Source organism: Nocardia sp. CA-107356, from assembly GCF_050946365.1.
In the GTDB taxonomy this organism is placed as follows: domain Bacteria; phylum Actinomycetota; class Actinomycetes; order Mycobacteriales; family Mycobacteriaceae; genus Nocardia.
Genome location: NZ_CP191992.1, coordinates 3,291,504 through 3,314,288 on the forward strand (window position 1 = coordinate 3,291,504; position 22,785 = coordinate 3,314,288).

21 protein-coding genes are annotated in these 22,785 nt (G+C 67.5%); 9 read left to right on the top strand and 12 right to left on the bottom strand.

Going from position 1 to position 22,785, the window contains the following annotated elements:
- Positions 1–2: 2 nt before the first annotated feature.
- A complete protein-coding gene (locus ACQP1G_RS14700; protein WP_433203769.1) occupies positions 3–689 on the bottom strand; it encodes an iron dependent repressor, metal binding and dimerization domain protein in 687 nt (228 codons plus the stop codon).
- A gap of 321 nt (positions 690–1,010) precedes the next feature.
- On the opposite strand from ACQP1G_RS14700, the gene ACQP1G_RS14705 reads away from it, so the two are divergent.
- Positions 1,011–2,165, top strand: coding sequence for an acetoin utilization protein AcuC (locus ACQP1G_RS14705; RefSeq protein WP_433208513.1), 1,155 nt, complete (start codon positions 1,011–1,013; stop codon positions 2,163–2,165).
- Entirely contained in the window at positions 2,158–4,926 is a 2,769-nt protein-coding gene (locus tag ACQP1G_RS14710; protein ID WP_433203772.1) for a GNAT family N-acetyltransferase, read from the top strand. Before ACQP1G_RS14705 ends, ACQP1G_RS14710 begins: the two co-directional genes overlap by 8 nt.
- 345 nt (positions 4,927–5,271) lie before the next feature.
- On the opposite strand, the gene ACQP1G_RS14715 is transcribed toward ACQP1G_RS14710, so the two are convergent.
- The 4 genes from ACQP1G_RS14715 to ACQP1G_RS14730 all read right to left on the bottom strand — a co-directional run bounded on the left by ACQP1G_RS14715 (position 5,272) and on the right by ACQP1G_RS14730 (position 10,049).
- Positions 5,272–6,288 carry a LacI family DNA-binding transcriptional regulator gene (locus ACQP1G_RS14715; protein ID WP_433203774.1) on the bottom strand — a complete coding sequence of 339 codons (1,017 nt, stop codon included), beginning with the start codon at positions 6,286–6,288 and terminating at the stop codon, positions 5,272–5,274.
- 253 nt (positions 6,289–6,541) lie between these two features.
- Positions 6,542–7,510 (bottom strand): sigma-70 family RNA polymerase sigma factor, encoded by a 969-nt coding sequence (locus ACQP1G_RS14720; RefSeq protein WP_433203777.1) that lies wholly within the window; start codon positions 7,508–7,510, stop codon positions 6,542–6,544.
- A gap of 194 nt (positions 7,511–7,704) precedes the next feature.
- Positions 7,705–9,219: a DUF7059 domain-containing protein gene (locus ACQP1G_RS14725; RefSeq protein WP_433203780.1), complete on the bottom strand. Its 1,515-nt coding sequence runs from the start codon at positions 9,217–9,219 to the stop codon at positions 7,705–7,707.
- 89 nt (positions 9,220–9,308) lie between these two features.
- Positions 9,309–10,049 (bottom strand): VOC family protein, encoded by a 741-nt coding sequence (locus ACQP1G_RS14730; RefSeq protein ID WP_433203783.1) that lies wholly within the window; start codon positions 10,047–10,049, stop codon positions 9,309–9,311.
- A 279-nt stretch (positions 10,050–10,328) separates the two neighbouring features.
- Here ACQP1G_RS14730 and ACQP1G_RS14735 point away from each other — a divergent pair, with 279 nt between their 5' ends.
- Positions 10,329–11,612 carry an MFS transporter gene (locus ACQP1G_RS14735; RefSeq protein WP_433203786.1) on the top strand — a complete coding sequence of 428 codons (1,284 nt, stop codon included), beginning with the start codon at positions 10,329–10,331 and terminating at the stop codon, positions 11,610–11,612.
- 6 nt (positions 11,613–11,618) lie between these two features.
- Here the strand turns inward: ACQP1G_RS14735 and ACQP1G_RS14740 are convergent, their stop codons facing one another.
- Positions 11,619–11,972 (bottom strand): DUF3099 domain-containing protein, encoded by a 354-nt coding sequence (locus ACQP1G_RS14740; RefSeq protein ID WP_433208516.1) that lies wholly within the window; start codon positions 11,970–11,972, stop codon positions 11,619–11,621.
- 183 nt (positions 11,973–12,155) lie between these two features.
- Here ACQP1G_RS14740 and ACQP1G_RS14745 point away from each other — a divergent pair, with 183 nt between their 5' ends.
- The gene (locus ACQP1G_RS14745) at positions 12,156–12,392 is read left to right on the top strand and encodes a DUF3039 domain-containing protein (protein ID WP_433203789.1); all 237 of its coding nucleotides are present in this window, start codon (positions 12,156–12,158) and stop codon (positions 12,390–12,392) included.
- An 85-nt stretch (positions 12,393–12,477) separates the two neighbouring features.
- On the opposite strand, the gene ACQP1G_RS14750 is transcribed toward ACQP1G_RS14745, so the two are convergent.
- Positions 12,478–13,605: a YihY/virulence factor BrkB family protein gene (locus ACQP1G_RS14750; RefSeq protein WP_433203792.1), complete on the bottom strand. Its 1,128-nt coding sequence runs from the start codon at positions 13,603–13,605 to the stop codon at positions 12,478–12,480.
- 286 nt (positions 13,606–13,891) lie between these two features.
- Between ACQP1G_RS14750 and ACQP1G_RS14755 the strand changes: the two genes are divergently transcribed.
- Positions 13,892–15,550 carry a DEAD/DEAH box helicase gene (locus ACQP1G_RS14755; RefSeq protein WP_433208519.1) on the top strand — a complete coding sequence of 553 codons (1,659 nt, stop codon included), beginning with the start codon at positions 13,892–13,894 and terminating at the stop codon, positions 15,548–15,550.
- Between the two features lie 18 nt (positions 15,551–15,568).
- On the opposite strand, the gene ACQP1G_RS14760 is transcribed toward ACQP1G_RS14755, so the two are convergent.
- Positions 15,569–16,234, bottom strand: a complete 666-nt coding sequence (locus ACQP1G_RS14760; protein WP_433203795.1) for a TetR/AcrR family transcriptional regulator — start codon at positions 16,232–16,234, stop codon at positions 15,569–15,571.
- A gap of 107 nt (positions 16,235–16,341) precedes the next feature.
- Between ACQP1G_RS14760 and ACQP1G_RS14765 the strand changes: the two genes are divergently transcribed.
- Complete coding sequence (locus ACQP1G_RS14765) at positions 16,342–17,082, top strand: SDR family NAD(P)-dependent oxidoreductase (protein WP_433203798.1); 741 nt, start codon at positions 16,342–16,344, stop codon at positions 17,080–17,082.
- A 38-nt stretch (positions 17,083–17,120) separates the two neighbouring features.
- Here the strand turns inward: ACQP1G_RS14765 and ACQP1G_RS14770 are convergent, their stop codons facing one another.
- Positions 17,121–17,864, bottom strand: a complete 744-nt coding sequence (locus ACQP1G_RS14770; protein WP_433203802.1) for an AraC family transcriptional regulator — start codon at positions 17,862–17,864, stop codon at positions 17,121–17,123.
- 127 nt (positions 17,865–17,991) lie between these two features.
- Between ACQP1G_RS14770 and ACQP1G_RS14775 the strand changes: the two genes are divergently transcribed.
- On the top strand, positions 17,992–18,561 hold the full coding sequence (locus tag ACQP1G_RS14775) for a class I SAM-dependent methyltransferase (protein ID WP_433203805.1): 570 nt from the start codon (positions 17,992–17,994) through the stop codon (positions 18,559–18,561).
- 77 nt (positions 18,562–18,638) lie between these two features.
- Here ACQP1G_RS14775 and ACQP1G_RS14780 read toward each other — a convergent pair whose 3' ends face one another.
- Both ACQP1G_RS14780 and ACQP1G_RS14785 read right to left on the bottom strand, forming a co-directional pair.
- Positions 18,639–19,208, bottom strand: a complete 570-nt coding sequence (locus ACQP1G_RS14780; RefSeq protein ID WP_433203808.1) for a hypothetical protein — start codon at positions 19,206–19,208, stop codon at positions 18,639–18,641.
- Entirely contained in the window at positions 19,208–20,971 is a 1,764-nt protein-coding gene (locus tag ACQP1G_RS14785; RefSeq protein WP_433203811.1) for a DEAD/DEAH box helicase, read from the bottom strand. Before ACQP1G_RS14785 ends, ACQP1G_RS14780 begins: the two co-directional genes overlap by 1 nt.
- 119 nt (positions 20,972–21,090) lie before the next feature.
- On the opposite strand from ACQP1G_RS14785, the gene ACQP1G_RS14790 reads away from it, so the two are divergent.
- Positions 21,091–21,837 (top strand): TetR/AcrR family transcriptional regulator, encoded by a 747-nt coding sequence (locus tag ACQP1G_RS14790; RefSeq protein ID WP_433203814.1) that lies wholly within the window; start codon positions 21,091–21,093, stop codon positions 21,835–21,837.
- Positions 21,838–21,941: 104 nt separating this feature from the next.
- Here the strand turns inward: ACQP1G_RS14790 and ACQP1G_RS14795 are convergent, their stop codons facing one another.
- Positions 21,942–22,136, bottom strand: a complete 195-nt coding sequence (locus ACQP1G_RS14795) for a DUF7455 domain-containing protein (RefSeq protein WP_029903635.1) — start codon at positions 22,134–22,136, stop codon at positions 21,942–21,944.
- 273 nt (positions 22,137–22,409) lie between these two features.
- On the opposite strand from ACQP1G_RS14795, the gene ACQP1G_RS14800 reads away from it, so the two are divergent.
- Positions 22,410–22,784: a DUF952 domain-containing protein gene (locus ACQP1G_RS14800; protein WP_433203817.1), complete on the top strand. Its 375-nt coding sequence runs from the start codon at positions 22,410–22,412 to the stop codon at positions 22,782–22,784.
- The last annotated feature ends 1 nt before the right edge of the window (position 22,785 follow it).

A 22,785-nucleotide genomic window follows, 5' to 3' on the forward strand; every position in this document is an offset into this window, starting at 1 on the left:
CCTCAGACCAGCTTCACCTGGACGGCGTGGGCCATTTCGTCCGAGAGTTCGAAACCCTCATGGCCGGGCACGGTGATGACCACCGAGCCGGGTTTGGTCTCGACCGTCACGCGGGCATCGGGCACCACGCCGCCCTGCCGCAGTTGGCCGATGACCTCGGGATCGGTCTGGATATGCTCGGCGAGTCGGCGCACCACGACCGCGTGTACCTGGCCGTGCGGCAGATCCGAGAGTCGCACCAGGGTCTCCTCGGCGGCGTTCGGTGGGGCGATGCCCAGCTCGTCCAGGCCCGGAATCGGGTTGCCATAGGGCGAGGTGGTCGGGTGGTTGAGCACCTCGACCAGCCGCCGCTCGACGTCCTCGCTCATGACGTGCTCCCAGCGGCACGCCTCGGCGTGCACGTTCTGCCAGTCGAGCCCGATGATATCGACGAGCAGCCGCTCGGCGAGGCGATGCTTGCGCATGACCGCGACCGCCATGCTGCGGCCCTTCTCGGTCAGTTCGAGATGGCGGTCACCGGCGACCAGCAGCAGACCATCGCGTTCCATCCGCGCGACGGTCTGGCTCACCGTCGGACCACTCTGCTCGAGGCGCTCGGCGATACGCGCGCGCAGGGGCACTACGCCCTCTTCCTCGAGGTCGTAGATGGTACGGAGGTACATCTCCGTGGTGTCGACCAGATCCTTCACCTGTTAACCCTTCGTCGGCACGAATTCTACCCACGCACGACGACACCCCCGCGTGCCGCGTCATCTCGCGCTACACCCGTGACTGCGCTGTGGGAATTCTGTCGGCGCACGGCAGGTCGCCGTGTTCGCACATGCTTGTATTTCTACTGCATACGAACGTCCTACGGGGCGGTTAGCTTCCCGCGTAGCGTTGCGAGCATGCCCACTGCACCGCACGGCGAATTCTGCGCGCCGCTCGACGACGATGATCTCGAGTCGCGATCGGGGACCGTTGTCTGGACTGACCGATTCCTCGAGTACGCGTGGACGCCGGAACACCCCATGAAACCGGCGCGCTTGAAGTTCACCATGGCGCTGGCGGAAAGTCTCGGATTACTCGACGGTGTCGAGCGATTGGTGCCCGAGCAGGCGCAGGTGTCGGATCTATTGCGCATCCACACCGCCGACTACATCGCGGCGGTGGAACATGCCACGCCGCCCGCCGGTGCGCCGCTCGCACCGCCGTTCGGTCTCGGCTCACCGGATAATCCGGTGTTCCCGCGGATGCATCAAGCAGCCTCGGTGATCGTCGGCGGCACGCTCGCCGCCGCGCGCGAAATCGCCGAGGGCCGGACCCGGCGCGCGGTGAGCATCGGCGGCGGTATGCACCACGCGATGCCGGATTCGGCCGCCGGATTCTGCATCTACAACGATGCGGCCGTGGCCATTTCCTGGCTCCTGGATCACGGCTACGACCGCATCGCCTATATCGATGTCGACGTGCATCACGGCGACGGCGTGCAGCGCGCCTTCTACGCCGACCCACGGGTACTGACGATTTCGATCCACCAGCATCCAGCCACCTTGTGGCCCAATACGGGTTGGCCCGAGGAGAACGGCCACGGTGCCGCCGAGGGCACCGCGATCAATCTGGCGGTGCTGCCCGGCACCCGCGATGCCCAGTGGCTGCGCGGCTTCGACGCGATCGTGCCCGGTGCGCTCGCGGCGTTCCGCCCGCAGATCGTGGTCAGCCAATGCGGTGTCGACACCCATCGCGAGGACCCCCTCGCCGATATGGAACTGACCGTGGACGGTCAGCGCGCCGCCTTCATCGCCATGCGCGATCTGGCCGACGAATATGCCGAAGGCCGGTGGCTCGCCGTCGGTGGCGGCGGTTACGGCCTGGTGCGCGTCGTGCCGCGCGCTTGGACGCATCTGCTGGCGACCGCGCTGGATCGCACCATCGCGCCGGATGCCGCGGTCCCACAGGACTGGATCGAGCTGGTCCGTGCGGCGGCCCCGACCGTCGACCCGCCGCGCACCATGGGTGACGGTGGTGACATCTCGTTCCGTCGGTGGGATGGACCTGGCGGCACCGAGGAAACTGGGGACGCGCGCACCGACCGCGCGCAACGCGCTATCGACATGGCCGTATTGGCTACGCGCCGAGCCACCTTCGGGTTGCTCGGACTGGATCCGGAGGACCCCCGTGACTGAGAACCCGCCCGTCCCGGATTCTCCCAGCACTCCGGCGGTGCCGCCACCGCCACCGCAGCACTGGTTCGCCGATGTGCTCGCCTCCGACGGTGGCGTGGTGCGGTTGCGCCCGATCACGCCCGGCGACGCCGATCGGTTGCAGGAGTTCCATGCGGCACTATCGGATCGCACCCGATATCTGCGCTACTTCGGTCCGTATCCGCGCATTTCGCCCAAGGACCTGTACCGCTCCACCCATGTCGACCATCACGACCGGGTCGGGCTGCTACTGGTGCTCGGCGACGCGATCATCGCGGTCGGCCGCTACGAACTGCTGACCGACCGCCCCGGACCGCGTGCCGCCGAGGTCGCGTTCGTGGTGGCCGACGGACATCAGGGACGCGGACTCGGCTCGATCCTGCTCGAACATCTGGCCGGGGCGGCCGCCGAGAACAAGATCGAAACCTTCGTCGCCGAGGTGCTCGCCGAGAACACCGTGATGGTCACGGTGTTCCGTGACGCGGGCTATCAGGTGGAGCGCAGCAGGGACGGTTCGGTACTGCATCTGGAATTCGCCATCGATCCCACTGAAGCCCTACTCTCGGTGCGGGATTCGCGCGAACGCGCCTCTGAGGCGCGCAGTGTGGGCAATCTGCTCGCGCCGCGTTCGGTCGCGGTGATCGGCGCCACCATGGGTCCGGCCCGAGTCGGCGGGGTGATCCTGGCCAATCTGCTGTCCGGGGTGTTCCAGGGCCCGGTGTTCCCGGTCAATCCGAACCGGCGCTCGGTGCGCGGGGTACGGGCCTATCCGACCGTGCGCGATATTCCCGACGAGGTGGATCTGGCCGTGGTCGCGGTGCCTCCCGAAGCGATCAGCTCGGTCCTCGACGACTGTATGGCCAAGGGTGTCAAGGGGTTGGTGGTGTTGACCGCGGGCTTCGGCGAGACCGGTGCCGGTGGTGTGGTCGCCGAACACGAACTGGTCGCCGCGGCGCGCGGACACGGGATGCGGGTGGTCGGGCCGAGTGCGCTCGGCATCGCCAACACCGACGCCGCGGTCTCGTTGAACGCGACCCTCGCCTCGGTGCTGCCCGGGCGCGGGCGTATCGGATTCTTCTGTCAGTCTGGGCCGTTGGGCGCGGCCATCCTCGGTGAGGCCGCGGCGCGCAACCTGGGATTATCGACTTTCGTCTCGGCGGGCAATCGCGCCGACGTGTCCGGCAACGATCTGCTGCAGTACTGGGATACCGATTCCGCCACCGACGTGATCCTGCTGTATCTGGAGAGTTTCGGTAATCCGCGCAAGTTCTCCCGGATCGCGCGCCGGGTCGCGCGGAGTAAACCGATCGTCGCAGTGAGCAGCGGCCGGTTGGCCGCGCGGGCGCAGCCGACCGGAGATATGGACCGCTCCATCGTGCGTGACTTGTTCGCGCAGTCGGGAATCGTTCAGGTCGACTCGATTTCGGAACTGTTCGACTGCGCCGCGCTGCTCGGTTATCAGCCGCTGCCCGCCGGTCCCCGGGTTGCCGTGATCGGCAATAGCGCGGCATTGAACTGGCTGGCCGTCGACGCCGCGCGCGGTGAGGGGCTGGAGGTGCGGCGGCCCGCCGCGGTGCCGCCGGAGGACGTTCGACGTCCCCGCCCCACCGAGCGTGTGGTGGACGAGGAATCGGTCGGCGATCCGGTGAACCTCGGTCCGGATGCGACGCCGGGCGCGTACCTGGACGCGGTCGTCGCCGCGCTGCGCTCGGACGAGATCGATGCGGTGATCGTGGTTTTCGCGCCGCCGGTGCCGCTGCCGATGGCTGGATTCGCCGATGCCATCCGCGAGGCCGCGGCGGCCGTACCCCATTCGGACAAACCCATTCTCACCACTTTCGTTGCCGAGCAGGGGATCCCGAATCTTCTCGCGGTGCGCGGTCTGGGCGGTACGGCGGCGCGCGGGTCGATTCCGTCCTATCCGGATCCGGAGCGGGCCGCTCGTGCGCTGGCCAAGGCACACGGGTACGCGCAGTGGTGCACGAAACCGGTTTCGACGGTGGCGCGTCCGACGGGCATCGATGCAGAGCGGGCCAAGCGGTTGGTCGCCGGATGGATGCGGGAGTCCGACGGCCGGTGGTTGACCGACCTGGAAGCGGTGGACCTGTTGGACTGCTATGGCATTCGCGTCGTCGAATTCCGTGAGGTCCGCGGTGCCGACGAGGCGGTGGCGGCGGCCGAGGAACTCGGCTATCCGGTGGCGGCCAAGGCGACCGGCGAAATGTGGCGGCGGCGACCGGATCTCAGCGGTGTTCGACTGGACCTGTGGCGTCCGGAGGCCGTGCGCCAGGCCTATGCGCACCTGGTGGAGCTGTGCGGTGATCCGGCCGTGCACATCCAGAAGATGGCCAACCCGGGAGTCGGCTGTGTGCTGCGGGTGCAGGACGACCCGTCCTTCGGCTCGGTCATCGAATTCGGCCTGTCCGGCATGATCATCGAACTCCTCGGCGATCGCGCCTACCGCGCCCTCCCGCTCACCGCTGACGAGGCCACCGCCCTCATCGACGCCCCGCGCGCGGCCCCGCTCTTATCCGGCACCCCGGCCAGCCCTCGCGTCGACAAACCCGCCCTGGCCGAACTCGCCCAACGCGTCTCGGCCCTCTTCGACGACCTCCCAGAAATCCGCGAACTATCCTTCGACCCGGTTCTCGCCTCCCCGAATGCCGCCGCCATCCTCTACGCCCGAGCCCGCTTCGGCCCCGAACCCAGTCGCTTCGACACCGGCCCCCGCCGCCTCGGCTGAGTATTCCGGCGCTTCGCGACCCTGTCCCGGCGATGCGCGAGCTGTCGGTCCGCGCGACGAACGCCGCGGCGATCCGCCATGCTCATGCCCATTTCGGTCCCGAGTCGTTCGTTTCGACGTCGGCTCGGTAGCGCGTCGGACGAAATGACCGGCCGGAGTCGCCGGTCGGTGTCGGTGGCGCGGCAGCCGCGACTCAGGAATGGTCGATCGGTCAGCGGGCTTCGGCGTTGGCTCGGACAGAGCATCGAATGACCGGACCGGCCGGGTCGTGAGCGCCGGATCAGTGGCTGTTCCGGATGTCGGTGGTGTGCGGGGTGTGACTCGGGGAACGGGCGACGGGATCGGTCAGTGGTGGGGTGGGGCAGCGGAGGCGCGGATCACCAGCGAGGGGGGCAGTAGGACCGAGCGGGGGGTACGGTCGGGTTCGGCGATGGATTCGAGGAGCATCCGTGCGGCTTCGCGGCCGATGTCGTGATGGGGGATGGCGATGGTGGTCAGCGGGGGATCGAGTTTGTCCAGAAAGGGCATGCCGTTGAAGCCGATCACGCTGACGTCGGTGGGGCAGGTGATGCCGCGTTCGGCGAAAACGTCGTAGCAGCCGAGGGCGATGAGATCGTTCCCGGCGACCACGGCGGTGCACTCCTCGCCGGAATCGAGTGCCGTGCGCAGTGCTCGAGCTCCGGCATCTTCGGTCCAGCTGTCGCACACCATGATTCGACTGCCGTCGTCGAGATCGTGTTCGCGAATGGCAGTTCGGAAGGCACGTAGGCGCTCGACACCGGTGGAGGTGGTCTGCGGGCCTGCGAGGTGAAGGATTCGGCGATGGCCCAGGTCGAGGAGATGGCGCACTGCGAGCCCGATGCCCGCCGCGTCATTCGCCGCGACCGATCCGACGTCGAGACCCTCGGTCCGGCAATTGACCAGCACCATGGGCACGCGCTGCTCCTGCAACTGCCGCAACAGAGGATGCTCCAGCAGCGCGGTGGCGATGATCAAACCTTCGGCATGGCGCGAACGCAACGAGGTGATCTGGGCCTGCTCGCGGTCGGGCCGGTCGTCGGTATTGACGATGAGTGTGCTGTATCCGGCGGGGGCCAGGACATCCTCGATGCCGCGCACGATCGGCGGAAAGAGCGGATTGGTGAGGTTGGGGATGACCAGCCCGACCGAGCCGGACTTTACCGTCTTCAGGCTCCTGACAACCGGATTCGGTCGGTAACCCAGTGATTCCGCCGCACGCAGCACCCGTCGTGCGGTGTCCGGATGCACCAGGGCACGAGCATTCGGATTGAGTGCGCGTGAAGCCGTCGCGGTATGCACACCGGCCGCCGAGGCCACATCGCGCAGTGTCGGTCCCTGCATTGCGGAAATACTATGCACCGTGCGGTACGGGCCATCGCCGACAATGGGAAACGCTGACCGCGAAGACCTTCCGATCAAGAGGATCGCCGACCGGCTCGCGCGAAACCCGGAGGGGGCGGGACGCGCGGACACCGGTCGGCGTTTCGAGGTGACCATCCCGGGTCACCAAGCCGGACGCCGGACCGGCCTCGGATGCCGTCCGGCGTCTAGGGCACGTGCCGGGTCGCCGGCACGAGTTACCGCGGGATTGTGCTCAGCTGGCGTAGGCGCGCAGGCGATCGGCCCGCTCACCCTTGCGCAGCTTCGACATGACCTCACGCTCGATCTGGCGCACCCGCTCACGGGAGAGCCCGAAGAGCTTGCCGATCTGATCGAGGGTGCGCGGCTGGCCGTCGTCCAGGCCGAAGCGCAGCCGGATGACCTGCTGCTCGCGCTCGTCCAGGGTGGCGAGCACGCTGCGCACGTCGTGGTGCAACAGTCCAGCGATCACGGCGGACTCGGCCGAGGTGGCCTCGGAGTCCTCGATGAAGTCGCCCAGCGGCGCTTCTTCGTCATTGCCGACGGGCATGTCCAGGCTTACCGGGTCGCGGCTGTGGTCGAGCAGATCGGAGATCTTGTCGACCGGGATGCCCGATTCGTTGGCCAGTTCCGCGTCGGTGGCCTCGCGGCCGAGCTGCTGATGCAGTTCACGCTTGATCCTGGCCAGCTTGTTGACCTGCTCGACCAGATGCACGGGGAGGCGGATGGTGCGGCTCTGATCGGCCATACCGCGGGTGATGGCCTGACGGATCCACCAGGTGGCATAGGTGGAGAACTTGAAGCCCTTGGCGTAGTCGAACTTCTCCATCGCCCTGATCAGGCCGAGATTGCCCTCTTGGATCAGGTCCAGCAGCGGCATGCCGCGGCCGGTGTAGCGCTTGGCGAGCGAGACCACGAGCCGGAGGTTGGCTTCGAGCAGATGCGAGCGCGCGGTCTGACCCTCGCGGACGACAATGGCCAGATCGCGCTTGCGGGTGGCCGACAGCCGTTTGCCGGTCTCCAGCAGATGCTGCGCGTAGAGGCCCGCCTCGATGCGCTTGGCCAGCTCGACCTCGTCGGCTGCCGTGAGCAGTGCGGTACGGCCGATCCCATTCAGGTACACACGTACCAGGTCGGCGGCAGGGCTCTGGGCGTCGAGGTCCGAATCGCTGGTGCGCACACGAGTGGTGGCGGGGCTTGTCATGACTTGCCTCCTGTCGGTGGTGTCTCACTCCGATCAACGGAACCGACAGGTAGAAAGTTCCCCGCTACTGCTCCGATAAACCGCTCTGAACTGCGGTTTCCATCACTCGCGTCTGAGAAGTTCCTGAGAACCCCGCCCTGTCGGAACAGCCCGTGCGCGAAGTCTCGGATGCGCGGCGTGTGTTTGCCGCTTCGTTACACGGGCCGCACCAAACCGTGGCGAACCAACCCGGCCACCACGGATAATGCGTCGGCCGCGAACTCCTCGGTCACCTCGCCCGATCCATGGGCCAGTGCCAGCAGTTCGATCAGCTCTTCCAACGGCAAACCGTCGGCCCGCATTCCCGCCACGAGTGCGATGGTGGACTCATCCACCTCGTGCTGCCAGCGCGGACCGTCGCCGCGGTGCAACCGCGCGACCTGCTGGTCCCAGCCGTATTCACCGTGCAGGTAGACCCGCTCCAGCGCGGTGGCCGGATCGACCACGAAACGCGAACTCCAGACCAGATTCTCCCTGGCGGCAGCGCGCAGCCAGGCCGAGCGGGCGAAATATGCGGTGGCCTCGGCGCCGAGCGGATCGTCGAAGCCGTGGGTCAGGTCCTCGGCGAGCACTTCGGTGGGGCCGTCGATGGCGTGCAGGTAGACGAAGCCGAAGCCGATGCCGTCGACATCGGCGGCGGTGAAGGCATCGAGCCACTGTTCGGCGCGGGCCTGTGCGGCCGGGTCGCGTGGATCCAAACCCGCATCGCGCAACCAGGTTCCGACATAGAGGGCAGGATCGGCGACATCGCGCTGGACCACCCAGGCATCGACGCCGTGCGCGGGCAACCAGGACGAGACCCGCTGGCGCCAGTCCTCGCCGTCCACATGCACCCAGGCCGCGAGCATGGCAGCAGTGCCGCCGGGTGCGAGCAGATCGGGGGCCTGCGATATCACCAATTCGCTTGCGCCATCGAGGGCGATCCCGGAGTCGCGGTAGGTGTGTTCGATGCGGGCGGGGCCGACGACGAACGGCGGATTGGCGACCACCTGGTCGAAGCGGCGACCGGCTACCGGGTCGAACCAGGATCCTTCCAGGAGTTCGATATCGATTTCGTTGAGTGCGGCTGTCGCCTCGGCCAGCCACAGGGCGCGGGTGTTCACGTCGGTGGCGGTTACCCGATCGGCATAGGCGGCGGCGTGCACCGCCTGGACGCCGCAACCGGTGCCGAGATCGAGGACCGAATCGACGCGTCGGGTCGGGGTGGCGCGCAGCAAGGAGAGCGAGGCGTGGCCGACGCCCAGCACATGGTCCTCGGTCAGTGTGCGTCGGCGCATCGAATCATCGAGATCGGACAGGATCCAGCGGGTGCCTTCGCCCGCGTCGAGCGGGCGCAGATCCAGGGCCGCGCGCACGTCGTCGCCGTCGCGGATGAGCAGGCCCGCCGCTACCGCGCGATCGATAGCCAGCGGTGCCAGTGCGACCGCGACCTCGCGTTCGGGCAGCGCGTCACCGAGCAGCAACAGGCGGATCAGGGTGCCGAGGGCTCCGGCCGCGCGTGCGGCTCGGCGCACCGGTACCGGTTCGGATCGGCCGAGCGCCGCGTGCGCGTCCGCGCCGAGCGCTTCCAGCAGCGTGTCGGCGTCGTAGCCGACGCGGGTCAGCGCGGCCCGCAGATCGGGGCACAACGCGGTGAGCAGCGATCCGGTGGTCGTCCGGTTGGTAGGCACATAGGTACTCTGCCACCGCGACACGCCAGCAACCGAAACGTGGCCGTCGCGTCACATGGTCCGGCCACGGCGGCCGATATCCACGCGGGTCAGACGCCGTTCGGGTCGCGGCCGGTGATGCAGTACAGGGCGTCGGAGGGGTCCGACATGACAATCCAGTGTCCGTGGCGCTCGACAAGGGTCGCGCCGAGGGATTGATGCCAGGCGGCGGTGGCGTCGATATCGGCGGATGCCAGGTCGATGTGGGCGCTGGTGGGACGGTCCTCGCCGAGGCGTTGCAGCAGAAGTTGTACGGGCATTGGCTCTTTCGCGCGCAGGCGGGCGAATTCGGGCAGGCGGCCGTGGGTCAGGTCCCAGTTGGTGAGGGTGGTCCAGAAGCGGGATTCGGTGGCATGGTCGGCGGGGCCGATATCGAGACAGACCTGGTCGAGGCGGGTCGTGGTGCCGTCCGGTGCGCGAAAGGCCGGTGCGGGCGTGCCTTTGGCGCGGCCGCTGGGGGTGAAGCAGAAGATCTGACCGCCCGGTGAGCGCAATACGGCGTAGCTCTTGTGGTTGGCGACCAGTTCGGCGTCGAGGTCGAGTGCGATGCGGACCGCGGCCGCGACGTCGTCGACGTCGAGATCGAGGTGTACACCGCCGAGTCCGGTCACCGCCTGCATTTTGACGCCCGCGGCCGCGAAGAGTGCGGGATCGGGTAGGAGCGTGAGGAATTCGTCGTTCTCACCGCGCCGGGGCGAGAGTTGGGTGCCGGTGATGGTCGACCAGAACGTCGTGCATGCGTCGAAACGTTGTGCCGGGCGGTCGAGGAAGGCCCAGACCCACCGAATCATGCTGTGTCTCCTGTTTTCCTGCGGGAGCTCTCGCGCCGAGTGCGCCGTGCGATGGTGTCGCACGTTCCGCGTTTCGACGGCGTCCCGCACGCTGTTCGGCGCAGATGTGTCGCACATCACTTCTATCGACGAGTTCCCGTCTCGCATCCCCGCCACACAGTAGGTGGAGCGCCCGATGCTGTCGAGGCGGTTTCGGATCCGGCGCTGTTGGCACGATCTTGGCGGTTTATGGCATTCCGGCCACTCGTTCAGTGCGCGAAATTCCGGCAGTCTCAGCGGGTGACCGAAGTGCGGACCCCGCTGACCCAGGGACCTGTCGATACCGTGACGCGGCGGCTGCATCCAGCCTGGATCGTCGCCGGTGTGGGATTCATCGCACTGCTCGGTGCGGCCGCGTTCCGGTCGGTGCCGAGTGTGCTGCTGGATCCGCTGCACGAGGAGTTCGGCTGGTCGCATGCCACCATCGGGGCAGCGGTTTCGCTGAATCTGCTGCTATACGGCCTGATTTCGCCGTTCGCGGCGGCACTGATGGATCGATTCGGTATCCGGCGGGTGGTCGCGTGCGCGCTGGTGCTCGTCGCGGCAGGTAGCGGGCTCACCGTATTCATGACCCAGCCTTGGCATTTGGTGGCGACCTGGGGCCTGTTGGTCGGTATCGGCGTCGGCTCGATGTCGATGCCGTTCGTGGCGACCATCACCGGCCGTTGGTTCGTGCGCCAGCGTGGTTTGGTAACCGGCGTACTCACCGCGGCGGGCGCGACCGGGCAGCTGATCTTCCTACCGCTGGTGTCCGCGGTGGCGCATGCGCACGGTTGGCGGGTGCCGTCGGTGATCGTCGCGGGCGTCGCGCTGGCGGTCGTGCCGCTGGTCTTGTTGTTCATCCGCGACTACCCCAGTGACGCAGGCGTTTCCGCGTACGGCGCCGAACCCGGCAGCACAGTCGGGCTCCGCGTCCCCGCGTCCGGTGGTGCGACCCGGGCACTGACGGTGCTGGCCACGATCGCACGCAAACCCGGATTCTGGCTGCTCGCAGGTGGATTCGCGATCTGTGGCGCATCGACCAACGGTCTGGTCGGAACCCATTTCGTCAGTGCCGCACACGATCACGGCATGCCGCCCACCACCGCCGCGGGTCTGCTGGCCCTGGTCGGTGTCTTCGATGTGGCGGGCACCATATTCTCCGGCTGGCTCACCGACCGAGCCGACCCCCGCTACCTGCTGGTCGGCTACTACACCCTGCGTGGACTGTCGCTGCTGATCCTGCCGTCGCTGCTCGCGCCGGACACCCAGCCGAGCATGTGGGTGTTCATCATCTTCTACGGCCTGGACTGGATCGCCACGGTCCCGCCGACGGTCATGCTCTGCCGGGAACTCTTCGGCGCGGACGGGGCGGTCGCCTTCGGCTGGGTCTTCGCGTCACACCAGATCGGTTCTGCCATCGCCGCGACGGGCGCAGGCGTCATCCGCGACGTCCAGGGTTCCTACAACCTCGCGTGGTACATCGCTGGAGCCCTCTGCGCCGTGGCGGCCTTGATGTCGGCTGGTATCCGCCGTCACTCCTGAGGACGATCAGCCATCGATCGCGCGGTGCGGACTGGATTCGATGGCGGTGCGTGGCCGGTCCCAGCGACTGGGTTCGTCCTTGCGGCGCGGCGGGCGGTCGTTGGCGATCAGGACCGCAATCCAGGGGAGCGGGATGGAGGCGGTGATGATCAGGATCGACAGCAGGGCGTTGCTGAACATGCTGTACGCGACCGCGGCCAAGATGAGGCAGGGGATGCGGAAGGCCATGATGATGGTGTAGCGGCGGACCCTGGCGCGGTGCTGGTCGTCCAGCGACGGCGCGGCCTCGGTGATCAGCACCGGATGCTTCTCGTCGTTGCCGGGGAAGTAGCCGGTGGATTTGCGGGGTGGCGTCGGCATGGTCACGTCCGGGCGATCACCGCTGCCGATGTCGTCGGCGTCGGGGGTGTCGCCGTACTGCTGCATACTCCCGAGTCTCCCACTGTCGAGACCGGACCGCACATGGCCTGGTCAGCTGGATAAAGGCGCACGGAACCCGACCGTGATCAGCCGAGTTCGCGCCGATGCGGCATCATGGAATCCGTGAGTACCGACACTCTGGTTCGCCCGGATACGACCACCGACGAGACGACGGGCGACGACACCCCGAAGTTCTTCCACTACGTGAAGAAGAACAAGATCGCCGAGAGCGCCGTCATGGGCACCCACGTGGTCGCCCTCTGCGGTGAGGTCTTCCCGGTGACCCGCTCCGCGAAGCCCGGCTCGCCGGTCTGCCCGGAGTGCAAGAAGGTCTACGACGGTTTGCGCAAGGGCGACTGAGCCGACTGCGTCCGTGGTGACGGACCGCCCGGCGCGCGCAGGCGTGCCCGGGCGGCATCGGCGTCGATGCCATCTGCCCGTGTGATCAGCCCCTGAGCTCCCGGTGGGTTCGGGGCTTTGCTGTGCCGAGATCGTCGGGGTCGGCGCTGCGTGCGGTGTCGGTCTCGCAGTCATCGGATCCGTCGCCGCCCAACTGGTTCGACAACCATTCCTTCACCTGGTCGATGCGCGTGCTGCGAGCTGGCCAGAATTCCTGGACCGCGGCATTGAATTCGGCCCCGAGGATCACCGCGAAGCCCAGGAAGAAGGTGAACAGCAGGAAGGCGATCGGCGTGGCGAGCGCCCCGTAGCTGACGCCGGTCTTGGCGACCCACGTCAGATAGCGGCGCAGCCCCTCGCTGGCGGCCATGAAGAACACGCCCGCGACGAGCGCCCCACCGAACAACCGGTGCCACGGCAGCGATTTGTGCAGCGCCAGCTTGTAGAGGGTGGTGAGCCCGATGATCAGCACCAGGCCGACACCCGGGTAGTAGAACGCGTCGATAAGCCGCAGCCCCGGCTCGCGCCACGAATCCGGCAGCACCCGTCCGATCAATGTCGGACCCAATGCGATCAGCGGCAACAGGAACACCGCCACCGCCAGGAACAGCACATACAGCAGTAGCGCGAAGATGCGCTGCCACACCGGATGGCGGGCATCCTTCTGCCCGTGCGCCTCGACGATCGAATCCACGAAGGTCGACATCGCCGAGGATCCGGCCCACAGCGACAGCACGAAACCCACAGAGACGAACGCGGCGCGCCCGCGGCCGAGCACATCGGTGACGGTCGGTTCGATCAGATCGCTCACCACACTGGCGCTGAACAGGTCCCGGCTGAACGCGATGATCTTCTGCTCGACAATCTCCACGGTGTCGGGCCCGAACCATTCCCCGACGTAGCCGAGGCTGCCGAGCACCCCGAGCAGCAGCGGCGCCAGCGACATCGTCTGCCAGAACGCCGCGGCCGCGGATTTGGTGAAAATCGAATCGTTCCATGCCTTCACCGTCACCCGCACGACGAGTTTGCCACCCTGTCGCGCGGCCTGCGCCACCCGTGCGCCGGCGCGGCGGGCATAGGTCCCGGCGGTGGGTTGCGCGCCGCCACCGCCGCTGTGGATCGGCTGGTCGCCGGTCCCCGGGGCGTCACGCGCTCGGGCACTATCGTCGGTCATGGTGCCTACAGCATCTCGCATCCGAGCATATTGTTCTGGTTTGCCATCGCATCGAGTCGATGGGCAGCAGATGAACACGGCGTTGCGCGTCGTTCCTCTGTGACGCCGGTCGCCCACGCCGCGTCGGTTTGGCGACACGCCATGGGGGACAGCTAGGGTCGTCTGCGTGACTGTGTCGGGTGGCGCCGCTGTGGCGGGAGAAGCGGAAACACCGGGCGATTCGCAAAGATCGAGCGCCGCGGGGTCCACGGGTGGTTCGCTACGCGCCTGGCAGCGCCGGGCCCTGATGAAGTATCTGTCCACCAAACCGAGGGATTTCCTCGCGGTGGCGACGCCGGGCGCCGGTAAGACCACCTTCGCGCTGCGGGTCGCGGCCGAACTGCTGGCCGACCGCACCGTCGATCAGATCACCGTGGTCGCCCCGACCGAACACCTCAAGCACCAGTGGGCCCAATCCGCGGCCCGCTCGGGGATCCAGCTGGATTCGCGCTTCTCCAACTCGACCGGCGCAACCTCCGGCGACTATCACGGTGTCGTGGTCACCTACGCGCAGATCGCCTCGCATCCGGCGCGGCACCGGGTGCGCACCGAAAGACGCAGAACGCTGGTGATCCTCGACGAGATCCACCATGCGGGCGATGCGAAGTCCTGGGGCGATGCGACCGCCGAGGCATTCGGCGACGCCACCCGGCGCCTCGCGCTGACCGGAACCCCGTTCCGCAGCGATGACAGCCAGATCCCATTCGTCTCCTACGAACCCGATGAAGCGGGTTTCCCGCGCTCGCGCGCCGACCACGCCTATGGCTATGCCGAGGCGTTGGCCGACGGCGTGGTCCGGCCGGTGGTCTTCCTGGCGTACTCCGGTGAGGCGCATTGGCGCGACAGCGCGGGCGAGGAGTATTCCGCCCGCCTCGGTGAGCCGCTGAGCGCCGAACACACCGCCCGCGCATGGCGCACCGCACTGGACCCGGCGGGAGACTGGATGTCCAAGGTGCTGGTCGCCGCGGACACTCGGCTGCGCCAACTGCGCGCGACCGGTATGCCCGATGCCGGTGGTCTGGTGATCGCCACCGATCAGGAGCGGGCCCGCGATTACGCTGAACTGCTGGAACACATCTCGGGCGAGCGGCCAGCGGTGGTGCTGTCGGATGATCCGTCCTCCTCGGACCGGATCGCCGAGTTCAGCAATAACACCCAGCCGTGGATGGTCGCGGTGCGCATGGTGTCCGAGGGCGTCGACGTGCCGCGCCTCGCGGTCGGCGTCTACGCGACCAGCGCCTCGACGCCGCTGTACTTCGCCCAGGCCATCGGCCGGTTCGTGCGTGCACGCAAGCCCGGTGAGACCGCGAGTGTATTCCTGCCGTCGGTGCCGGTGCTGCTCGATCTGGCCGCGCAGTTGGAACTGCAGCGCGATCACGTCATCGGCAAGCCGCATCGGGAGAAGAACGGCCTCGACGACGAACTGCTGATCGATGCGAACAAGCAGCAGGACGAGCCGGGTGAGGACGAGCGGCCGTTCGTCGCGCTGGCCGCCGACGCCGAGCTCGACCAGGTCATCTACGACGGATCGTCTTTCGGCACCGCGACTTTCGCGGGCAGTGCCGAGGAGGCCGATTACCTCGGCATTCCTGGGCTGCTCGACGCGGACCAGATGCGTGCGCTGCTGCGGGAGCGTCAGTCCCGGCAGCTGGCAGAACGCGGTGCGGCCGCCGCGCCAGACCCGGGCCCGCAGGTCGCCTCGGCCGCCGAGCGCGTCGCGACCGCCGACAAACTCGGTGAGCTACGGCGTGAGCTCAACAGCCTCGTCGCCATGCACCACCATCGCACCGGCAAGCCGCACGGCGTCATCCATGGTGAGCTGCGGCGTGAATGTGGCGGTCCGCCAACGGCATTGGCCACCGCAGATCAATTGGGCGAGCGCATCGCCGCACTGCGGCGCAAGTAATCTGGAGCCGTCGTATCGTCACGGCACACTGCTGTCGGTGACCGCACGCGCGTGATCGGATAGGCGCGGTCGCGGCGGGATATGTGTGGCCGATTCGGGCCACGCCGCCATGGCGCAGTCGATGGATCGGGTGAGTTCGGTGTGGGAAGCGCCGTCGCGGGCGCGGATCGACAGGCCGTAGAGGACTGTGGTGTAGAAGCTGGCCAGGGCGGCGGTGTCGGTGTCGGTGGGCAGATCGCCTTCCGTGACACCGCGATCCAGGCGTTCGCGGATGTCTTCGGTTGTCTCACGGCGCTTTTCGACCAGGAAGTCCCGGATGGTTTCGCTACGCGTCGTGTAGGTCGATCCGGCGAGCACGACCATGCAGCCGTGCGGTTTGTCCGCGTCGGTGTAGGCAATGGCGTTGTCGCGCAACATGGCCTCGATGCTGGCCCGGGCGGTGGGTTCCTCCCGCAAGGCACGGGCGGTGTAGCCGCCGTCGGTGCGGCCGTAGAGGCCGACGGCCGCACGGAACAGCTCTTCCTTACCGCCGAAGGCCGCGTACAGACTCGGTGAGTTGATGCCCATCGCCGCGGTCAGATCGCTCATCGACGAGCCCTCGTAGCCGTGTTCCCAAAACACCTCCATGGCGCGGCGCAGCGCGACCTCGCGGTCGAAAGCGCGGGGGCGTCCTCGTTCGGCCATGGCGCAGTCCTTTCTGTGTCGATCGTTAAATATACCCCTTGACGCACCCCGCGCCTGTGCGCTTAGCTATTTATGTACTGATCGACACAGAATATGGAGGAGTTGCGATGTCGGATCTCACGGGCAAGGTGGCGCTGGTGACCGGGGGGAGCCGGGGGATCGGCGCGGCGATCGCCAGGCACCTGGCCAACGCGGGCGCGGATGTGGCGCTGACCTACCAGAACAATGAGCTGCAGGCGAAATCGGTTGTCGCCGAGTTGGCGTCGTTGGGGCGGCGTGCGGTGGCGATTCAGGCGGACAGCGCCGACGCGGGTGCGGTCGTCGCGGCCGTGCACCGGGTCGCGGCCGAGTTGGGCAGGTTCGACGTGCTGGTCAATAACGCTGGCATCTTCCCGGCCAAGCCGTTCGAGGAATTCACCGTCGAGGAGATCGACCGTGCGCTCGATATCCACGCGCGGGCGGCCTTCGTCGGGGCACAGGCGGCGGTCACGCATATGACCGAGGGCGGGCGAATCATCAGCATCGGCAGCAACCTGTCCGAGCGCGCCGCGTTCGGCGGGCTCTCGCTGTACAACCTGAGCAAGTCCGCGCTGAATGGATTCACCAAAGCGCTTGCGCGCGAACTGGGGCCGCGCAACATCACGGTGAATCTGGTACAGCCCGGCTCCACCGATACCGATATGAACCCGGCCGATGGCGACCACGCCGCACACCAGATCGGCTTGACCGCCCTCGGCCGCTTCGGCACCGCCGATGACATCGCCGCGACCGTGACCTTCCTCGCCGGTACCTCCGGCCGCAGCATCACCGGCTCGATCTTCACCGTCGACGGTGGCGCCAACGCCTGATCGTGTCGCTGCTTCACCGGCGGGTTGATGACTCCCGACTACCCAGCGAAGTACCGGCCGGGGGAAACGCCGACGGCGCGGCGGAAGGCGGCTACGTAGGCGCTCGGGGTGGCGTAGCCGACGCGTCCGGCGATTCGGGCGATCGGTAAGCCCTCGGCGAGCAGGGCGAGGGAGGCGGCGAGGCGGATCTGAGTTCGCCACTGGCCGAAGCTGATTCCGGTCTCGGCGACGAACAGTCGGGCCAGGGTGCGGGGACTGGTGGCGACGGCGGTGGCGAACTCGCCGAGGGTGCGGTCGTCGGCGGGATCGTGAGTCAGCGCGTCGGCGACCTGTCCGGCTCGGGTATCCACGGGTCGGCGGGCGCCGATGGGGATCACGTCGACCGGCTCGAGCAGATCGAAGACCACCGCTTCCGCGCGCTCGCGTCGAGCGGCGGCGGTTTCGGGCTGGGTGAGGTGGTCGAACAGTTCGTGGAGCAGGGGGGACACGCGGAGCATGGTCGGGGCGGCCAACGAGACCGGGCACCGATCGGGCGCCACGAAGATGCCGCGCATTGTCGCGCCCTCGGTGGTTCCGGTTCGGTGCCGGGTGCCGCCGGGGATCCACAGAGCGCGGGTCGGCGGCAGTACCCAGTAGCCGTCGCCGATTTCGACGGCGATGACACCCCGTGCCGCCCAGGCGATTTGATGCTGCGGATGTTCATGAGTGTCGAACCAGTAGCCCGCGGGCACGACGCCAGCACCGAACACCATGGCGGTATCGCCGATCGCGGCCGGGAGCACCAGGGATCCATCGTGCGGCCGACGGGGCAGCCGCGGTTGACCGGGTACCAGGGATTGGCCGTTTCGCGACACAACTTGTCACCGTAGCCTGTCGTGGTCATAGCCGCCCGCTCCTAGCGTGAGTCGCATGGCGATGAACTACTTCCACAAACTCCTGTGCCGATCGGCGCTCTGGGAGCGCACGAGTGCGACGAAAATAGTCCCGTGGGCGCTATCCGGCCTCGACCTCGGCGCATCCGCACTCGAGATCGGCCCCGGCTACGGCGCCAATGTGCGCGCTCTGCGCCAACGCACGACCACGCTCACCGGAGTCGAAATCGACCCGGTGCTCGCAGACCGACTGCGCACCCGGCACGGCGGCGCGATGACCGTCATCGACGGCGACGGCGCGGATATGCCCTTGCCGCCGAGGCAATTCGATTCGGTTGTGTGCTTCACAATGCTGCACCACGTGCCCACCGTCGACGAACAAGACGCCCTCCTCGCCGAGGCCTTGCGCGTCCTGCGCCCTGGCGGAGTGTTCGCTGGCACCGACGGCATCGACGGCCCGATATTCCGCCTGATGCATCTCGGCGACACCTGCCTACCGGTACCGCCGGACCACGCCGCCGACCGGCTCACGGGTGTCGGGTTCACCGACGTCGAGGTCGAAACCGGCACAACCAGTTTCCGCTTCCGAGCCCGCCGTCCCGAATGACAGAGGCTCGCCCCGACGCGAATCCTCTTCAGCGCATCAGCCCGAGGTCGACAGGCGTAGGTCAAGACGTGGCTCGCCTACCTCACCGGGGCCGCGCGTTCGGGGGTCTCGAAGTAGTCCGCGGGGTCGAGGGTGTTGAGCGGGGTCCAGCGGGGTGATTCGACCGGAGCTACCGGATCTTCCGGTGCCGCTTGGAAATAGCCCTGGAGGGCGAGGGCCAGGCGTGGATCCTCGTCGACGCGGCGGGCCAGGTCGTAATACACCGCGAGGACGTGTACGCAGCGGGCGGTGCGCGCCGAGCAGGAGCAGTCCGTCCCGGCCAGCACCGGGGCCGGGCTGGCGCCAGCGGTGACCAGGGCTCGGTGCATATCGTCGGTGAGCACCGTTGTGTCCGGAATGATTTCGGCGATCGCGGTGATGGCCCGGCGGGGCAGTGGCGCGACTTCGAGGTGGGTTACCGAGGCTTGGCCGCCGCGGTGGATCGCGGCGCGGATGACGCGCCCTTCGATGGTGGTCTGGACGCCATTATTGCGGGCGATACTGCGGGCGCGGGGCAGGAGCGGGTCGGGACGAGTCTGTCGCAGGGGTTCGGCGAGGCGGACCCAGTCCATCCCCCAGGGGGTGTAGCCGAATTCGTTGTCCGCCATCAGTTCTCCCTCTTGCGTCGCAGGATCTCGACGAGCTGATCGTTGTCGAGGCGGGCCAGCGTGGCGATGCCCGCCGCATCGCCGAGGTCCGCGAGGGCGGATTTGCGGTCGTGCATGCCGGCGATGTGCTCCTCGACGGTGGTGCCCGAGGTGAGGGTGGTGATGGTGACGGTGCGGGTCTGGCCGATGCGGTGCACCCGGTCGGAGGCCTGGGCCTCGACGGCCGGATTCCACCACCGGTCGTAGTGGATGACATCGGCGGCGCGGGTCAGTGTGAGTCCGGTGCCGGCCGCGCGCAGGCTCAGAATCAGTATCGGCGGACCATCTTCGGCTTGGAAGCCGCTGACGATCGCGGCGCGCTCGGCCTGGTCGAGGCCGCCGTGGAAGAACGGCGCGCGCACGCCGAACTGCTCGTCGAGGTGGCGGACCAGGAGGTCACCGGTGGCGCGGTACTGGGTGAATATCAGTGTCGGGTCACCGGTTTCGAGGTTGTTGGCCACGATATCGGTGCACAGATCGAGCTTTCCGGACCGGCCGGTCAATTCGCCGAGCTCACCGGTGATCAGGCCCGGATGGTTGCAGACCTGTTTGAGGGCGGTCAGCGCCGCGAGCACCCGGCTCTGCCGCTGCGCACCGTGCCCGAAGCCGTCATCGATGGCCTTATCGAGTAGTTGATCGTAGAGCCTTTCCTGTTCGGCGGTGAGGTCGCAGAGCAGATCGCTGTGGATCTTCGCGGGCAGTGACGCCGCGACCTGAGCCTTCTTGCGCGCCAACAGCACCGGCTCCAGGGTGTCGCGCAGCCGGGCCGCCGCGGCCGCCGAACCCTCGTGGATCGGCCGGACGAACCGCCGCCGGAACTGGGTGCGGTGCCCGAACAGCCGCGGCGTCACCAGATTCAGCAGCGCCCACAGCTCCTCGAGATGGTTCTCCACCGGCGTACCGGTCAGTGCGACCGTCGCTTGCGCTGTCAGTGCCCGCGCGGCCTTGGACACCTGCGCGCGCGGATTCTTCAATGCCTGCGCCTCATCGAAAACGACTGTCGCCCACCGCTGATCGGCCAGTGCACCGCCGTGCAGCCGCAACATCGGATACCCGGTCACCACGACCGTGCCCGCCTCGTCCGAGACTTCACCCCCACGCCACACCACCGGCTGCAGCCCCGGCGCGAACCGGGTGATCTCATGCGCCCAGTTCCCGACCAACGACGTCGGACAGACCACGAGTTGCGGACCACCGCCACCCCGCCCGAGCAGAAACCCAATGGTCTGCACCGTTTTCCCGAGCCCCATCTCGTCGGCCAGCACCGCCCCGCCGTGGGCCGCCACGGTCTCGTGCAACCACCCGACCCCACGCGCCTGGTACGACCGCAACTCCGTCTTCAGCCCCGCCCGCAATTCCGTCCGTACACATCGCGTTTCACGCAATACCCGGACCGCGCGCTCGGCGGAGACGATCGACGTCCCGACCGTATCGGGCACAGCATGAGCGGCAGTGGGCAACCACGTCGACGGCAGGGAGTCGATCGGCCGCGCATCGTCCGGACCGCCCCGATCCTGAAGCGCGGTGCGCCACGCGAGTACGGACGGACCTGCGTCATCGAGGTTCAGATGCAATAGATCGTCCGGATCGACCAGTGCGCAGTCGACGTCGGTGACTTCGATCGCGCCGCGTGGTCCTGTCGGCAGCGCGAGCGCGAGGGTTTCGTGATCGCCTTCGGGGGCGCGACCGGGGGCGGATCCGGTCCAGGTCCACAGCGCGAACATGTGGCGGTCCGGGAGGTATGTGGCCTGTGTGCTTGGCAGAGCGAACCCCTAGATCGTCGTATGGTGTACGGAGTATCGTAACAACGTACACTGTACCGGGTTAATTCCGAGAGGACCATGTGACCGATCCCGACCAGGCGAAACAGCTGATGAGTCTGCTGTGGCGGCATGCTGTGCCGCCACGTTCGGGTGGGCGTGGGCCGAAGCAGACGGCGAGTGTCGATGCGGTGATCGCCGCGGCCATCACCCTCGCCGATCGCGATGGGTATGACAAAGTGTCGATTCGCGCGGTCGCCGCCGAACTGGGTCTGCGCCCGATGAGCCTGTATACCTACGTGCCGAGCAAGGATGCGTTGATCGTCTTGATGGTCGACGCGGTCGCCCAAGGGGACGCGCCGATTCCGGCCGACCTACCGGTCCGCGATCGCATGGCCGCGATCGCCGACCAGGTGCGCGCGGAGTTGATCGCGCATCCGTGGCTGCTCGAGGTCCCCCCGTGGCGGCTGGTGCTCGGCCCCGGCCGGATGCGCCGCTACGACCGGCAGCTTGCGGCGATCGAGGGCATCGGATTGTCGGATCTGGCGATGGATCGGGTGATCGCAGTGCTGTCGGAATTCGCGACCGGCAATGCGCGGATGGTGATCGCCGGAATCCGCAGTACGGCGGAGCTGACCGACGCGCAGTGGTGGGAGCAGCACGGTCCGCTGCTGACCGAGGTCATGTCGGCCGAGGAGTTTCCGCTCGCCTCGCGGGTCGGTGCGGTGGTAGGCGAACGCTATCAAGCGCCGTCGGACCCGGAGGGGGCCTTCGCATTCGGTCTCACCAAACTCTTGGACGGGATCCTCGTCGATCCCGGCGCGGAGTGATCGCTGCGAATACGCCGACAGCGGGCGACTTGTCAGTCGCCCGCTGCCGGTCTATCAGCGATGTTCTGTTGTTCGATGCTGTTGTGTCGGGACGCGAGGACTGGTCAGAGCGCGGGAGCCGATTCCGTGTCGATCACGGCTTCGAGCTCACGCAAGCGATCCATGTGTTCATTCGCGTGGTGCTGGCAGAAGAGCAACTCGCCACCTGCGGGCAATACTGCACGAACTCGTGCGGCAGCACCGCAGCGGTCGCAACGATCGACCGCGGTCAGTGGGGTGCTTGTCAGGGTTCCTGGCATGACTCCTCCGTCCTGGCTCCCGGCACTACAGTCCGTTCACCTGGTGTGGGGCCCGTGGTCACTCCGCGGGCTCGCTACCGCTACTTCCCAGCAGTGGTATGACTACTCTGTCAGACGTTCGGGACGGGGGCTTTGTTCCCGGAAGTGATTCTGTGTGTTTTCGATAACACAACCTGGGATTTCGCTACTGGCGAACATCACTGGTCAGCTATCGAACTCCACTCGACCACGATCACGAACAGGCCTATCCAGTTGTCTACCGGGAGATTACCCGTGATCCATGACACTCACACGCTCGTTCACATTTGCACGCTCGCAGATTGGCTGACCGCGCGGCAAACCGGCGAGTATCGCCCGGAGTCGTTCGCGGAGATCGGTTTCATCCATCTGTCCACGCCGCAGCAGGCGCATCTTCCGGCCAACCGCCTGTTCGCGGGGCGGCGTGACATGGTGCTGCTGCGCATCGATCCGGCTCGCGTCGGCGCGCCGGTGAAGTGGGAACCGGGCGTGCCGACGGACCCCGAATCGATGCTGTTTCCGCACCTCTACGGTCCACTGCCGGTCGGCGCGGTCACCGCCGTGATCGAGTATCAGCCCGGCCCGGACGGGACCTTCGCCGCACTGGACCCGAACGTTCCCGAGAGGTGAA

Excerpts from the sequence above, each read along its gene's own strand:
- ACQP1G_RS14705 (WP_433208513.1), top strand. The coding sequence starts at position 1,011 with ATGAAACCGGCGCGCTTGAAGTTCACCATGGCGCTGGCGGAAAGTCTC.
- ACQP1G_RS14715 (WP_433203774.1), bottom strand. The coding sequence starts at position 6,288 with ATGCAGGGACCGACACTGCGCGATGTGGCCTCGGCGGCCGGTGTGCAT.
- ACQP1G_RS14720 (WP_433203777.1), bottom strand. The coding sequence starts at position 7,510 with ATGACAAGCCCCGCCACCACTCGTGTGCGCACCAGCGATTCGGACCTC.
- ACQP1G_RS14730 (WP_433203783.1), bottom strand. The coding sequence starts at position 10,049 with ATGATTCGGTGGGTCTGGGCCTTCCTCGACCGCCCGGCACAACGTTTC.
- ACQP1G_RS14740 (WP_433208516.1), bottom strand. The coding sequence starts at position 11,972 with ATGCCGACGCCACCCCGCAAATCCACCGGCTACTTCCCCGGCAACGAC.
- ACQP1G_RS14750 (WP_433203792.1), bottom strand. The coding sequence starts at position 13,605 with ATGACCGACGATAGTGCCCGAGCGCGTGACGCCCCGGGGACCGGCGAC.
- ACQP1G_RS14755 (WP_433208519.1), top strand. The coding sequence starts at position 13,892 with ATGAAGTATCTGTCCACCAAACCGAGGGATTTCCTCGCGGTGGCGACG.
- ACQP1G_RS14760 (WP_433203795.1), bottom strand. The coding sequence starts at position 16,234 with ATGGCCGAACGAGGACGCCCCCGCGCTTTCGACCGCGAGGTCGCGCTG.
- ACQP1G_RS14765 (WP_433203798.1), top strand. The coding sequence starts at position 16,342 with ATGTCGGATCTCACGGGCAAGGTGGCGCTGGTGACCGGGGGGAGCCGG.
- ACQP1G_RS14775 (WP_433203805.1), top strand. The coding sequence starts at position 17,992 with ATGGCGATGAACTACTTCCACAAACTCCTGTGCCGATCGGCGCTCTGG.
- ACQP1G_RS14780 (WP_433203808.1), bottom strand. The coding sequence starts at position 19,208 with ATGGCGGACAACGAATTCGGCTACACCCCCTGGGGGATGGACTGGGTC.
- ACQP1G_RS14785 (WP_433203811.1), bottom strand. The coding sequence starts at position 20,971 with ATGTTCGCGCTGTGGACCTGGACCGGATCCGCCCCCGGTCGCGCCCCC.
- ACQP1G_RS14795 (WP_029903635.1), bottom strand. The coding sequence starts at position 22,136 with ATGCCAGGAACCCTGACAAGCACCCCACTGACCGCGGTCGATCGTTGC.